We start from the raw sequence: 14,015 nt of genomic DNA, 5'->3' as shown, positions 1-14,015 counted from the left end.
TCCCATCGGGGCCTGGCGCCGCTGGGTGCGGCCGCGTTGCTGCTGGCCATGACGATCTCTTCCGCGGGCGCGCGCGTGCCCGCGCCCGCGCCGGCGGAGCTGGTCGCGACGGTGGATCGTGGCGATTTCCGCGGCGCCGAGGCGCGGATCGCGGCCGCGCTGGCCGATCCGGCGTTGCCGGCGGCGCAGCGCGAGGCGCTGGAATACCAGCGCGAACGCATGCGCCGCATCCGCCTGGACTTCAGCCTGGACCGCACGGCGGCGCTGGCGCAGCTGCGCAAGTCGATCCCCGACCTGCGCGAGGACGAGTTCGACGCCTGGGACCGCGCCGGCCTGATCGAACGCATGGATATCGACGGGGAGCCGCGCTACTTCAAGCGCGCCATCCCGAACCTGTTCCGGCTCAGCCCGGAAGCGGCGGCGCGCCGTGCGCCGCCGGTGCTGCCGTTCAACGAGGGTCCGTTCGAAAGCCTGCATCCGCACCACGCCGAAGTGCTCGCCGCCGCGGGCGACGGCGCCACCAGCGTGGCCCCGCGGCGCCTGCGCGTGACCCAGTCGCTGGTGGTGGACGCCGACGCGGTGCCGGCCGGCGAGGTGGTCAGCGCCTGGATCCCGTTCCCGCGCGCGATCCCCGGGCAGCAGGAAGGCATCCGCCTGCTTGGCACCGTGCCCGAGGGCGGACAGCTGGCGCCGGAGTCGGCGCTGCAGCGCACCGTGCACATGCAGCGCACCGCGCAGGCCGGCACCCCGGTCGAGTTCTCGGTGAGCTACGAGCTGACCGTGTTCGCCCGCCACTTCGACATCGACCCGGCGCGCGTGTTACCCACGCCGGCCGACGCGGAACTGGCGCCGTTCCTGGCCGAGGAAGCACCGCACATCGTGTTCACCCCGCAGCTGCGCGAATTCTCGCGCCAGGTGGTGGGCGATGAGACCAATCCCTACCTCATCGCGCGCAAGCTGTTCGAGGCGGTCGACCGCATCCCCTGGGCCGGCGCGCGCGAGTACTCGACGATTTCCAACATCAGCGACTACGCGCTGCACGCTGGCCACGCCGACTGCGGCCAGCAGACCCTGCTGCTGATCGCGCTGCTGCGGCTCAACGGCATCCCTGCGCGCTGGCAGTCCGGCTGGGTCTATTCCGACGACGAGGTCGGCTACGACAACATGCACGACTGGGGCTGGCTGTACCTGGCCCCGTACGGCTGGGTGCCGATGGACGTGACCACCGGCCAGCTGGCCAGCGACGACCCGGCGTTGCGCTGGTTCTACCTGGGCGGCCTGGACGCGTACCGCATCGCGTTCAACGACGCCATTTCCGGGGATTTCGTTCCGGCCAAGCGCCACTTCCGCTCCGAGACCGTGGATTCGCAACGCGGCGAGGCGGAATGGCGGGGCGGGAACCTCTATTTCGACCAATGGGATTACCGGTTCGAATGGCAGCTGCTGCCACCAGGCAATGACGCCACCAGCGCGGGCGAATAACACCAACACCACTGTGGGAGAGACACGGGGATGAAGAGCAGGACTTTCAGGAAGGCGGCGCTCTACGTGGCGCTGGGAGCGTGCCTCGGCGCGATGACGCCGATGGTGGCGATGGCGCAGAGCGCAACCGGTGCGGTCGCCGGCCGCGCCACGGCGGGCGACCAGATCGTGGTCACCAACATCGCCACGGGCGCGTCGCGCACCGTGACGGTCGGCAAGGACGGCGTGTACCGCCTGACCCAGCTGCCGGTCGGCGACTACAAGCTGCAGCTGCTGCGCGACGGCCAGCCGGTCGGCGAGGGCGCCACGGTCAACGTCGGCCTCGGCGGCACCACCTCGGTGAACCTCGGCTCGGAGGGCAACCTGGTCAACCTCGACACCGTCGAGGTGGTCGGCTCGCGCGTGATCAACCGCGTCGACGTCTACTCGACCGAGTCGGTCACCACCGTCAACCGCGAGGAACTGGCGCGCATGCCGGTCGACCAGACCTTCGGGTCGGTCGCGCTGCTGGCGCCGGGCGTGGTCGGCGGCAACTCCTCGCTGGGCGGCCTGTCCTTCGGCGGTTCGTCGATCGCCGAGAACTCGGTGTTCATCAACGGCCTGAACGTCACCGATTTCTACCGTCGCCAGAGCTTCTCGACCGCGCCGTTCGCGTTCTTCCAGGAGTTCCAGGTCAAGACCGGCGGCTACTCGGTCGAGTTCGGCCGCAGCACCGGCGGCGTGCTCAACGCCGTGACCCGCCGCGGTACCAACGAGCTGCAGGGCGGCGTGGAGGTGACCTACGAGCCGGCCGCGCTGCGTTCGCACACCGAGGACCGCTACTACGCCGACGGCAGCATCAACTCGCTCGGCAGCCACGACCGCCAGACCTGGATGAAGACCAACGTCTGGGCGTCCGGTCCGCTGGTCAAGGACAAGCTGTTCCTGTTCGCGATGTACGAGTACCGCGACAACGACTCGCGCGCGACCAACGCCCTCGGCACCAGCATGAACTACGCCGACTCGGGCAACGGCTTCTGGGGCGCCAAGCTCGACTGGCAGATCAACGACGACCACCTGCTGGAGCTGCTGGCGTTCTCCGACGAAGGCGAAAGCGTCACCGAGAACTACCAGTACGACTTCGCCACCCGCGAGCGCGGCAACTACGTCGGCAAGACCACCAGCGAGAGCGGCGGCAAGAACGGCTCGATCACCTACACCGGCCACTTCGGCGAGAACTTCACCGCCAAGGCCATGTATGGCGTGAACCGCACCCAGGGCCTGTCCTACTCGCCAGCCGACCAGCTCTGCTCGCAGGTCATCATCAACACCACGTACAACCCGGTGTACACCGCGATGGGCCGCCCGCCGGTGTCCTGCCACCCGAGCACCTCCAGCTCGGTGGTCGACCACCACGACGAGCGTACCGTCGGCCGCCTCGACTTCGAATGGGCACTGGGCGACCACCTGCTGCGCTTCGGCTTCGACCGCGAGGAGATGAACACCGAGCGCTTCACCAAGTACCCGGGCGACGGCTTCCGCTACACCGTGACCGCGCAGAACCCGGGCGACCGCCTGGCCAACGGCGCGAACGTGCCGGCCGGCGTGAACGCCGTGATCACCGGCCGTCGCCGCTTCGACGGCGGCGAGTTCGACACCACCGCCAACGCGTTCTACATCGAGGACGTGTGGAACGTCACGCCGAACCTGCTGCTGAACCTCGGCGTGCGCGTGGATACGTTCGAGAACATGGACGCCACCGGCAAGACCTTCATCAAGCAGGACAACCTGGTCGCGCCGCGCTTCGGCTTCTCCTGGGACATGAAGGGCGACGGCACCACCAAGCTGTACGGTAACGTCGGCCGCTACTACCTGCCGATCCCGAGCATCATCAACTACAACTTCGCCGGCGGCCTGACCGACGAGTACACCTACTGGGCGCTGGACGGCTGGGCCCCGGCCACCAACCCAGTGACCGGCGCCTCGTACATGGCCCCGGTGTTCGGCCAGCAGATCGGCCCGACCGACACCTCGATGAACATCTCGGCGGCCGATACCCGCCAGAGCGTGGACCGCGACCTGAAGGCCGTGTACCAGGACGAGGCGATCCTCGGCTTCCAGCAGATGATCAACCAGGCCTGGTCGTGGGGCGTCAACGCCACCTACCGCCGCATGGAGAACGACCTCGGCGACATCCGCATCAACGCGCTGTGCGGCGTGCGCCACGGCAACCTGTGGCCGATCGCCAACCCGGGCGACAAGCTGACCATCTGGGGCACCCAGGCCCAGGGCTGCGCCCAGGACGGCTGGGTGACGATCGACACCTCGAAGGAGGGCTACATCACCGCCGGCAGCAATCGGATCATCGGCTACAAGGATCCGAAGCGTACCTACAAGGCGGTCGAGTTCCAGATCGACCGCGCGTGGGACGACAAGTGGGCGTTCAATGCGTCGTACCTGTGGTCGAAGTCTGAGGGCAACTTCGAAGGCCCGGTCAACTCCGACACCAACTACGGCGACACCGGCATGACCCAGCACTGGGACCATCCGGCCAACAACGAGCGTTACGGCGTCCTGTTCAACGACCATCGCCACCAGGTCAAGCTGCGCGCCAGCTACAAGCTGAACGACATGTGGCAGTTCGGCAGCACCCTGACCGCGATGTCCGGCGGCCCGATCACCGCCTTCGGCGTGACCTGGCCCGACGAGAATCTGGCGGTGGCCAGCTACACCTCCACCGGCAGCGGCGGCGGCACCGGCTGGCTGTGCGTGCAGAACTGCTCCGGTTCGTACGACCAGCGCGTGTACGAGTGGTCGCCGCGCGGTGCCTTCGGCAACCTGCCGTGGACCTACAACCTGGGCGCCAGCGTGACCTGGACCCTGCCGGTCCCGGGCATCGACCTGAAGGCGCGCCTGTCGGTCTACAACCTGCTCAACGAGCAGGAAGTGATCAACGTCAGCGCCCGCTACGAGGGCCAGCCCGGCCAGCGTCGCGACACCTTCGGCACCGGCACCCGCTGGCAGTCGCCGCGCTACACCCAGCTGGTCCTGACCTGGAACTTCTGACCGGCTGACATGGGAGGCGCGTCCCCGGCGGGGGACGCGCCTCCGGATTCGGGGATAGAGAAATGCGCAGGATCCTCCCGTTTGCGGCCGCACTGGCGGCCGCTTTTCTTTTCCAGCCGGCCTTCGCGAAGCAGGACGGCGACGAGGCCGCGGCGATCGCGCGCGCGGTCGACGATGCGGTGCAGCGCTACGGGCTGCCCGGCATCGCCGTCGGCGTGATCCGCGACGGCAAGGTGGTGGCCGTGGAAACCCGCGGCGAACTGGCCGCCGGCAGCGGCGAGCCGGTCACGGCCGACACGCTGTTCAAGATCGCCTCCAACACCAAGGCCATGACCGGTGCGGTGCTCGCGCGCCTGGTCGACCAGGGCAAGCTGCGCTGGGACGACCCGGTGACGAAGCACCTGCCGCAGTTCCGCATGCACGACCCGTGGGTCACGGCGAACATGCAGGTGCGCGACCTGCTGGTCCACAACAGCGGCCTGGGCCTGGGCGCCGGCGACCTGATGCTGTGGCCGGAACCGAACGACTTCACCCGCGCCGACATCATCGCCGGCCTCGAACACCTCAAGCCGGTGACCAGCTTCCGCTCCGGCTATGCCTACGACAACCTGCTGTACGTGGTCGCCGGCGAAGTGGCCGCCGCGGCCGGCGGCGCGCCCTACGAGGAACTGGTGCGCCGCGAGATCTTCGCGCCGCTGGGGATGGATGGCTGCCGCGTCGGCAGCTGGAAGGCCGCCGAGGCCGGGCCGGTGGCGAAGCCGCACCGCCGCGTCGACGGCCGCAACGTGGCCATCGACGAGGACGGGGAGGTGGTGCCGGACATCACCTCGATGGCCGCCGGCGGCATCCGCTGCGGTGTCGACGACATGCTCAAGTGGATGCAGGCCTGGCTGGATCCGGCCAATCCGTGGCTGTCGCCGGCGCAGCGTCGTGCGGTGTGGACCGGGCACATGCCGATGCCCGTCAGCGCGCGCATGCGCGCCTGGGACAACACGCACTTCTCCGCCTACGGCTTCGGCTGGCGCCTGTCCGACGTGCACGGCCACTGGAAGGTGGCGCACACCGGCACGCTGTCGGGCATGTACTCCTCGCTGATCCTGCTGCCGGACCTGCGCTCGGGCGTGATGATCCTGATCAACGGCGAGGGCGAGCACGCGCGCACTGCGCTGGGGCAGGTGCTGATGGAGCGCTTCACCGCGCCGCAGGCCGGCCACGACGTGGCCCACTTCGCCCGCCTGCTCGACCAGGAGCGCGCGCAGCGCGTGGCGGCCAAGCCGGTGCCGGACATCTCGGCGCGGCGCCCGGCCACCGCGGCCGAGGCGCGCGAGCTGCTCGGCGTGTGGCGCGATCCGTGGTTCGGCGAAGTGTCGATCTGCCGCCGTCCCGACGGCGTCGGTTTCGCCTCGGCGCGTTCGCCGCTGATGAAGGGGCGCCTGATGCGCCTGGGCGAGCGCTGGCTGGTCGCGTGGGACGATGCCGCCATCGACGCCGAAGCCCCGGCCTGGCTGCACCCGCCCGCCGCCGGCGCTACCCTCGCCCTGTCCCATGTCGATCCGGAAGCGGACTTCAGCTACGACTATGCCGATCTCGCCTTCACCCGCCAGCGCGACTGTCCCTGAGCGCGGTCGCGCGTCCACCGCTTCGCGCCGCCGGCTCGCGCCGGCGTGCGCGGCCGGCCTCGTGCTGGTCGCAGGCATGGCCGGCGCGGCCGATCCGCCGGTCGTGTCGCCGGCGGCCGATGCCGAAGCCGCCGGCATGGTCGACGTCGCCACGCTGGCGCCGGGTATCGAGGTGGAGATGCGCTACTCCGGCAGCAACAACTTCACCGGCGCGCCGGTGCCCGGCTACGAGGCCAACCGCTGCTACCTGCTGCGCCCGGCCGCGGAGGCGCTGGCGCGGGTGCAGGTGGCACTGGAGGCCGACGGCCTGCGCCTGCGCGTGCACGACTGCTACCGGCCGGTGCAGTCGGTCCAGCACTTCATGCGCTGGGTGGCCGCGCCCGACGATCCGGCGCTGAAGGCGCGCTGGTACCCGAACGTGGACAAGTCGGCGCTGACCTCCGGCTACATCGCCGAGACCTCCGGCCACAGCCGCGGCGCCACCGTCGACCTGACCATGGAACGCTGCGACGCCGCCGGCTGCACCCCGCTGGAGATGGGCACGCCGTACGACTTCTTCGATCCGTCCGCGCACACCGACGCGCCCGGCACCCCGCCGGAGGCGCGCGCCAACCGCGACCGCCTGCGCGCGGCGATGGAAGCCGAAGGCCTGGCCAACTATCCGGGCGAGTGGTGGCACTTCACCCTCAAGCCCGAGCCGGACCCGGGCACGGCCTACGACTTCCCGGTGCGCTGATGGCCGGCTGGGTGCAGCGGCAGTGTCCCTACTGCGGCGAGCCCGTCGAGCTGGCCCTCGCGCCGGAGGACGGCGACCAGGACTACATCGAGGACTGCGCGGTGTGCTGCCGGCCGATCGCGGTGCGCCTGCGCGTGGACCACGACGGCGAAGCGCAGGTGGAGCTGCGGCGCGACGACGAGGCCTGAGCGGCGCAGTCCTGCCCGGCTTCCGGCGCCCCTCGTTTAGACTTCCCCGGCCTCCACGACCCTGATCCCGATGAACCTGTCGCTGCACACCGGACTGCTTGGCGCCCTCGAAGCCGGCCTGATCGCCTTCTTCGTCGGCCTGCTCGTCTATGGCCTGTGGGCCTGGGTGTGCCGGCGCAGCGGCTGGGGCATCGGCTACGCGATCGGCTGGGGCGCGGCGATCGCGGTGGTGATCGCCGCCGGCATCGACAGCTGGAACCTGTTCTACCTGGGCGTGTCGCGGCTGGAATCGCCGCTGTACGCGCGGCTGGCGCTGCAGGGCATCCACGACGCTGATTCGCTCGGCACGCGCGTGGTGTTCGAAGTTGTCGGCGCGCTGACCGGCACGGTGGTCGGCTGGTGGCTGTTCAGCGGCCGACACGGCCACCATGACAGCGGCAATACGCCGGAATAGGGCCGCGGAGAGTGCCGCAGCGCACGTTTGAACCGGGGGCTAACGCGGCGCCCACGCATCGCTAACCACCGGCGTAAACGCATTCGAAGGGCGTGTGGTTAATGGTGCGTGCAGGCGCCGGTTGCGGCGCAAGCACCGTTCATCGCGGCGCTGGCAGGGTGCGGGCCGTGGGTTGCGGTGCGGCTTCCGCGCGGTGCCCACGACTTCGACCCGAGTCAGGAGCAGCACATGCACAGCACCAAGCGCATCACTTCCGGTTTCCTCATCCTCGGCATGATGGCCGCCGCGCCGCTGGCGTTCGCCCAACAGACCACGCCGACCGACGGCCAGCAGTCGCCCCCGGGCAGCAGCACCCAGGATGCCGCCGCGCAGTCGCAGTCGCAGTCGTCCGGTGGCCAGGGCCTGAGCTGGGCCGACCTCGATACCGACGGCAACGGCAACCTCAGCAAGACCGAGGCCCAGCGCCATGCCGGCCTGGCCGCGGTCTTCGCCGAAGCCGACACCAATGGCGACAACGAACTGACCGCCGACGAGTACCGCGCCTTCGTCGAGAAGCAGCAGTCCAACGCGACCGGCCAGTAAGGAACGGGCGGGGCGTGGCCGACGTGCCACGCCGCCGCGATGCCCTCGCGGGGCGGGCGGGATGCCCGCTCTTCCTCATTCAACGCTCGACAGCCCGCCGTGGCGGGCGCGCCTCGGCTGACGCGCGGCGCTGGTATCCTGCGCGTCCCCGCACGGCGCAGGATTCCCATGAACAACATCCGCCTGGTCGGCTTCGACGGCGACGATACCCTCTGGCGCAGCGAGGACTATTACCGCGCCGCCGAGAAGCAGTACGAGGAAATCATCGGCCGCTACATCGACCTGCACGACGCCGGCACCCTGCGCCACCTGCTGGAGGTCGAGCGCCGCAACCTGCAGGTGTTCGGTTACGGCGTGAAGGGCATGACCCTGTCGATGATCGAGGCAGCGATCGAGCTCACCGATGGCCGCATCGCCGCGCGCGACCTGCAGCAGGTCGTCGAGATCGGCCGCGCCACCCTGCAGCATCCGGTGGAGCTGATCGACGGGATCCGCGGCGCGGTCGAGCAGATCGCCGCCGAGCTGCCGGTGGTGCTGATCACCAAGGGCGACCTGTTCCACCAGGAGGCGAAGATCGCCGCCTCCGGGCTGGCCGACCTGTTCCCGCGCATCGAGATCGTGTCGGAGAAGGATCCGGCCACCTACGCCCGCGTGCTGTCGGAGTTCGGCATCGACGCCTCGCAGTTCGTGATGGTCGGCAATTCGCTGCGCTCGGACATCGAGCCGGTGGTGCGGCTGGGCGGCTGGGGGGTGCACATCCCCTACGCGATCACCTGGGCGCACGAGGCCGAGCACGGCCTGGCCGAAGAGCATCCGCGGGTGCAGTCGGTCGCCCATGCCTCGCAGCTGCCGCAGGCGGTGCTGGGCATCGCCGGGCGCGGGCGCCACCCCGCGGCCTGACGCCACGCCTGCCGCTGCGGCAGAATCGGGCCATGTCCAGCCTGTCGCGATGGAAGATGACCGCCCCGGCCCTGCGCGCCGGCCTGTTGGTGCTGGCGGTGGGGTTCGCCACCGCCCCCGTGGGCGCGCAGGAAGCGAACGCTGCGGCGGCGGAAACCACCCCCGCCGCGCCGCCGGCCCGCGCCACCGGTGACGCCTGGCTCGACGAGTGGCTGGCCGACATCGACCGCTACGCCGCGCGCTACCCGGACGCCTTCGCCGACGAACTGGAGCGCTACGCCGGCGTGCCGCGCGCCTACGTCGCCGGGCTGCTCGCGCAACCGCGCTGGTCCGGCGGCGATGCCTGGTTCGCCTGCTTCCTGGCCCGGGCGGTGCAGGCCACCTGCCGCAGCGTGGTGCGCACGCGCACCCGTCTCGGCCCGGAAGCCGACTGGGAAGCGGTCGCGGCGGAGTTCGATGCCGCCCCCGGCTCGGACGCCTATGCCCGCGTGCGCCTGGCCCTGGCCGACAGCTACCGCCGCTGGGACCGCCCGCTGCAGCCCGACGCGGCGCTCAGGCGCGCCCTCCGCGAACGCGAAGCTGAGGCCACCGCCGCCTCGAAGGCCGCCGCTGCATCGAAGGGCAGCGCGAGCGCCCGGGCCCGCTGATCCCGCCGGTCTGCCGGCGGACAGGCGCGGGCGTGTAACCTAGCGCCCCTCCACGCCACCGGCCGTGGCGCCCTGGCGCCCCGCCGTGCCGTGGCTCCCGTCCCGCCGCACAGTACGCCCCATGGTCGCCGACGTTCCCGCCACCACCCCCGCTCCGGCCGCCAGCCCGCGCCACCTGGCGCAGGCGCGCCTGAGCGTGGCGCCGATGATGGACTGGACCGACCGCCACTGCCGGGTCTTCCACCGCCTGCTGGCGCCGAACACCCGCCTGTACACCGAGATGGTCCACGCCAACGCGGTAGTCCTGGGCGACCGCGAGCGGCTGCTGGGCTTCGACCCGGTCGAGCATCCGCTGGCCCTGCAGCTGGGCGGCAGCGAGCCGGAGGTGCTGGCCCAGGCGGCGCGGATCGGCGCGGACTGGGGCTACGACGAGGTCAACCTCAACTGCGGCTGCCCGTCCGACCGGGTCCAGGCCGGGCGTTTCGGCGCCTGCCTGATGCGCGAGCCGGCGCTGGTGGCCGACTGCGTCGCGGCGATGGCCGCCGCCAGCCCGGTGCCGGTGACGGTGAAGTGCCGGCTGGGCGTGGACGACGACCACGAGTACGAGCGCTTCCTGGCCTTCGTCGACACCGTGGCCGCGGCCGGCTGCGCGACCTTCGTGGTCCACGCCCGCAACGCCTGGCTGCAGGGCCTGTCGCCGAAGGAGAACCGCGAGGTCCCGCCGCTGCGCTACGACTGGGCCTGGCGGCTCAAGGCCGAGCGGCCCGGCCTGCAGGTACTGGTCAACGGCGGCATCGCCACGGTCGAGCAGGCCCGGGCCCAGCTGGCCCACGTCGACGGAGTGATGGTCGGCCGTGCCGCCTACCACGACCCCTACGTCCTGCACGCCATGGACGTGGCCCTGCACGGCGGCGGCGAGCTGCGCCCCCGCGAGGAACTGCTGCGCGCCCTGCGGCCGTACGTCGAGGCCCAGCTGGGCCGCGGGGTGGCGCTGAAGCACATCGTCCGCCACGTGCTGGGCCTGTTCCATGGCCAGCCGGGCGGTCGGGCATTCCGCCAGGTGGTCAGCGAGGGCGCGCACCGCGACGGCGCCGGCTGGGAGCTGGTCGAGCGTGCGCTGCAGGCCACCGCCAGCCCGCGGCGGGCGGCGGCCTGAGTCCAACGGCCGCGGAAGGGCGGTATAGGCATCCGCGAGGCGGCACGTTACGGTATGGGGCGTGTCCACTTGCCGCTCACCAGGCTGAACCGGGGCGTCCCGCCATGTGGATAAGTTCAGACCGGATTCACCGCTTTCTAACGACCATCTTCGCCCAGCCCCATGCATTGGCGGAACCCGCCGTTCCACGGCGATTTGCCATTGCCGCCAGAGTCCGTTAGGAAGTCGTGATGCCACGCCTGTTCCGCCTGATGATCGCCATGCTCCCGCTCGCGCTGGGCACGGCTACCGTGGGCGCGCAGGAAGCCCGTCCGGGCGGCCGTGGCGGCCCGCACATGGAGCGTCCGCAGGTCCAGGTGTCGAGCCAGGGCCCGCGCGAGGTGCGCCCCCGCGAATCGCTGATGCAGCAGCCGCCGCGCCGGCGCGACCCGGAACCGTCCTACGCCCCGCAACCGCCGCCGCAGGCCCAGCCGCAGGCGCAGGAACGGCGTTCGATGTCCGACGCCATCCGCCACGTGCAGCGCGCCACCGGCGGCCAGATCCTCAGCGCCGAGCAGGTTCCGTTCGAGGGTCGTAACATCACCCGGGTGAAGTACATGGACGAGCGGGGCCGGGTCCGCTATATGGACGCTCCAGGGACGTCGGAGCGACGCCCGCGACGCGCCGATAACGACACGCCATAGAGACTGGCCGGTGCCGCCTGGGGCCGGCCCAGGGGAAGCCCTGGCAAGATCCCACACAGAAAACCGCAACAGGGAGAGTGCATGCGAATCCTTCTGGTCGAAGACGAAGCCCCGCTGCGCGAGACGCTCGCCGCGCGCCTGAAGCGCGAAGGCTTCGCGGTCGACGCCGCCCAGGACGGTGAGGAAGGCCTGTACATGGGCCGCGAGGTCCCGTTCGACGTGGCCATCATCGACCTGGGCCTGCCGAAGATGTCGGGCATGGAGCTGGTGAAGGCGCTCCGCGACGAGGGCAAGAACTTCCCGGTGCTGATCCTGACCGCCCGTTCCAGCTGGCAGGACAAGGTCGAGGGCCTCAAGCAGGGCGCCGACGACTACCTGGTCAAGCCGTTCCACGTCGAGGAGCTGCTGGCGCGCCTCAACGCGCTGGTGCGCCGCGCCGCCGGCTGGTCCAAGCCGGTGCTCGAGTGCGGCCCGGTGGCGCTGGACCTGGCCGCGCAGACGGTGTCGGTCAACGGCAGCAACGTCGACCTGACCAGCTACGAGTACAAGGTCCTCGAGTACCTGATGATGCACGCCGGCGAGCTGGTGTCGAAGGCCGACCTCACCGAGCACATCTACCAGCAGGACTTCGACCGCGACTCCAACGTGCTGGAGGTCTTCATCGGCCGCCTGCGCAAGAAGCTGGATCCGGACGGCGAGCTGAAGCCGATCGAGACCGTGCGCGGTCGCGGCTACCGGTTCGCGATCCCGCGTACCGACGGCTGATCCGCGGCACGGCGGAGGCCCAGGGAACAGGTGGAGCGCAGTCGATTCGGGTTCCGGCCATGGCGGCCGCGCTCGCTCAAGGCACGCCAGCTCACCGCGGCCAGCATCAGCCTGGTCGCGTTCCTCATGCTCGCCGGCTATGCGCTGGACCGGGCCTTCGCCGAGACGGCGGAGGCCAACCTGCGGCAGCGCCTGAAGAGCTACGCGATGGCCTACGTCGACAACATCGACTTCGGCCGCGACGGTTCGCTGTACACGCCTGACGTCGGCCCGGACCCGCGCTTCCACCGCCCGGGCAGCGGCCTCTACGCCGAGGTGCTGATGCCCAACGGGCACTGGGCCTCGCAGTCGGCCGAGGGTCCGCTGCTGCCGGAGGTCGCCGGCCAGCTGGCGCCGCGCGAGGAGCGCTTCGACGGGCCGCTGGCGATGACCCAGATCGACGGCAGTCCGGGAGAGGTCTACCGCTACGGCATCGGCCTGGTCTGGGCCGAGCGCGGCCCGGAGGCGGAATTCCCGTACACCATCTTCGTGATGGAGGACGCGCAGATCCTGGCCGCGCAGGTGCGCGTGTTCCGCGCCGCGCTGTGGGTGTACCTCGGCGGCGCCGGCCTGTTCCTGCTGCTGCTGCAGGTGGTGATCCTCAACTGGAGCCTGCGCCCGCTGCAGCGGGTGATCGCCGAGCTGACCAAGGTCCAGCGCGGCCAGCTGCAGCGCATGAGCGAGCGCCATCCGCGCGAGNTGGAGCCGCTGACCGAGAGCATCAACGCACTGATCGATTCGGAGCGCGAGAACCTGGAGCGCCAGCGCAACACGCTGGCCGACCTGGCGCACAGCCTGAAGACGCCGCTGGCGGTGCTGCGCACGCAGCTGGACGCGGGCGCCGGCGAGGGGCCGCTGCGCCAGGAGCTGGACGCGCAGCTCAAGCGCATGAACGACCTGGTCTCGTACCAGCTCGCGCGCGCGGCGTCCGGCGGCCACAAGCTGTTCTCGGCGCCGGTGCCGATCGAGTCCACCGCCGAGGAGATCGTGCGCGGGCTGGAGAAGGTGTACGCGGGCAAGAACGTGCTGTGCGAGTTCGAGATCGCGCCGGGGGTGCAGTTCTACGGCGAGGCCGGCGACCTGCAGGAGCTGCTCGGCAACCTGCTGGAGAACGCGTTCAAGTGGGCGAACCGGCGGGTGCTGCTGACGGCGCGTCCGGGCCCGGCGGCGCCGAACCGTCGCGCGGGCCTGATGCTGGCGGTGGAGGACGATGGTCCGGGCATCGCGCCGGAGGACGTGGCCAAGGTGCTGCAGCGTGGCGTGCGCGGCGACGAGCGCGTGCAGGGCCACGGCATCGGCCTGTCGATCGTGCAGGACCTGGTCCGCGATTACCGCGGCGAGCTGCAGGTCGGCCGCTCGCAGGAACTGGGTGGCGCCCGCTTCGAAGTGACGCTGCCGCCGGGGCTTTGACCGGGGCGTATGGCCCGTTCGGGTCGTGTCGTGCATCGAAACCTACGCGACTTCGCACTTGCCTGTGAACCAGGCGATGCGAGCGGGTGGGGCACGGCCGCAGCAAGAGCCACAGCCACAGCGACAGCAACAGCGACAGCGACAGCGACAGCAACAGCGACAGCAACGGCTTTGGGGCGTCGGCTTCGGACGGAGCCGCGGCAGCGCGGGGGTATGGCGCATCGCGCGGTTCCGCCGTCCATGGCTCCAACGCGCGAACGCAGGCCATCCATGGCCTGCTTGCGCCATACCCCCGCGCTACCGCGTCTT

General features: G+C 70.7%; 13 protein-coding genes. All 13 read left to right on the top strand.

Annotation, left to right across the window (positions count from 1 at the left end):
- The first annotated feature begins 48 nt into the window (after positions 1-48).
- The 13 genes from M503_RS0109955 (at position 49) to M503_RS0109895 (ending at position 13,706) form a co-directional block, all read left to right on the top strand.
- Positions 49-1,482: a transglutaminase-like domain-containing protein gene (locus M503_RS0109955; protein ID WP_081721005.1), complete on the top strand. Its 1,434-nt coding sequence runs from the start codon at positions 49-51 to the stop codon at positions 1,480-1,482.
- A 30-nt stretch (positions 1,483-1,512) separates the two neighbouring features.
- The gene (locus M503_RS0109950) at positions 1,513-4,527 is read left to right on the top strand and encodes a TonB-dependent receptor (RefSeq protein ID WP_028928236.1); all 3,015 of its coding nucleotides are present in this window, start codon (positions 1,513-1,515) and stop codon (positions 4,525-4,527) included.
- Between the two features lie 62 nt (positions 4,528-4,589).
- On the top strand, positions 4,590-6,146 hold the full coding sequence (locus tag M503_RS17790) for a serine hydrolase domain-containing protein (protein WP_028928235.1): 1,557 nt from the start codon (positions 4,590-4,592) through the stop codon (positions 6,144-6,146).
- A 76-nt stretch (positions 6,147-6,222) separates the two neighbouring features.
- Complete coding sequence (locus M503_RS0109940) at positions 6,223-6,882, top strand: M15 family metallopeptidase (protein WP_051414504.1); 660 nt, start codon at positions 6,223-6,225, stop codon at positions 6,880-6,882.
- On the top strand, positions 6,882-7,070 hold the full coding sequence (locus tag M503_RS0109935) for a CPXCG motif-containing cysteine-rich protein (RefSeq protein ID WP_028920314.1): 189 nt from the start codon (positions 6,882-6,884) through the stop codon (positions 7,068-7,070). The genes M503_RS0109940 and M503_RS0109935 overlap by 1 nt, the downstream gene beginning before the upstream one ends.
- Before the next feature lie 70 nt (positions 7,071-7,140).
- On the top strand, positions 7,141-7,524 hold the full coding sequence (locus M503_RS0109930; RefSeq protein WP_028920313.1) for a hypothetical protein: 384 nt from the start codon (positions 7,141-7,143) through the stop codon (positions 7,522-7,524).
- 228 nt (positions 7,525-7,752) lie between these two features.
- Positions 7,753-8,106, top strand: coding sequence for a calcium-binding protein (locus M503_RS0109925; RefSeq protein WP_028920312.1), 354 nt, complete (start codon positions 7,753-7,755; stop codon positions 8,104-8,106).
- A gap of 168 nt (positions 8,107-8,274) precedes the next feature.
- The gene (locus tag M503_RS0109920) at positions 8,275-9,006 is read left to right on the top strand and encodes an HAD family hydrolase (RefSeq protein ID WP_028920311.1); all 732 of its coding nucleotides are present in this window, start codon (positions 8,275-8,277) and stop codon (positions 9,004-9,006) included.
- Between the two features lie 32 nt (positions 9,007-9,038).
- Positions 9,039-9,653 carry a hypothetical protein gene (locus M503_RS0109915; protein WP_231472351.1) on the top strand — a complete coding sequence of 205 codons (615 nt, stop codon included), beginning with the start codon at positions 9,039-9,041 and terminating at the stop codon, positions 9,651-9,653.
- Between the two features lie 121 nt (positions 9,654-9,774).
- A complete protein-coding gene (dusA, locus tag M503_RS0109910; protein ID WP_051414501.1) occupies positions 9,775-10,809 on the top strand; it encodes a tRNA dihydrouridine(20/20a) synthase DusA in 1,035 nt (344 codons plus the stop codon).
- Positions 10,810-11,039: 230 nt separating this feature from the next.
- Positions 11,040-11,492, top strand: a complete 453-nt coding sequence (locus M503_RS17985; RefSeq protein ID WP_428992231.1) for a hypothetical protein — start codon at positions 11,040-11,042, stop codon at positions 11,490-11,492.
- A gap of 81 nt (positions 11,493-11,573) precedes the next feature.
- Positions 11,574-12,257, top strand: a complete 684-nt coding sequence (locus tag M503_RS0109900) for a response regulator transcription factor (protein ID WP_024868732.1) — start codon at positions 11,574-11,576, stop codon at positions 12,255-12,257.
- Positions 12,258-12,383: 126 nt separating this feature from the next.
- On the top strand, positions 12,384-13,706 hold the full coding sequence (locus M503_RS0109895; protein WP_430536859.1) for an ATP-binding protein: 1,323 nt from the start codon (positions 12,384-12,386) through the stop codon (positions 13,704-13,706).
- Positions 13,707-14,015: the final 309 nt, after the last annotated feature.

It is taken from the genome of Pseudoxanthomonas suwonensis J47 (assembly GCF_000513955.1).
Lineage (GTDB): Bacteria > Pseudomonadota > Gammaproteobacteria > Xanthomonadales > Xanthomonadaceae > Pseudoxanthomonas > Pseudoxanthomonas suwonensis_C.
Note: the sequence above shows the minus strand (reverse complement) of the source record. Positions and strands in the feature narration are given on the sequence as shown.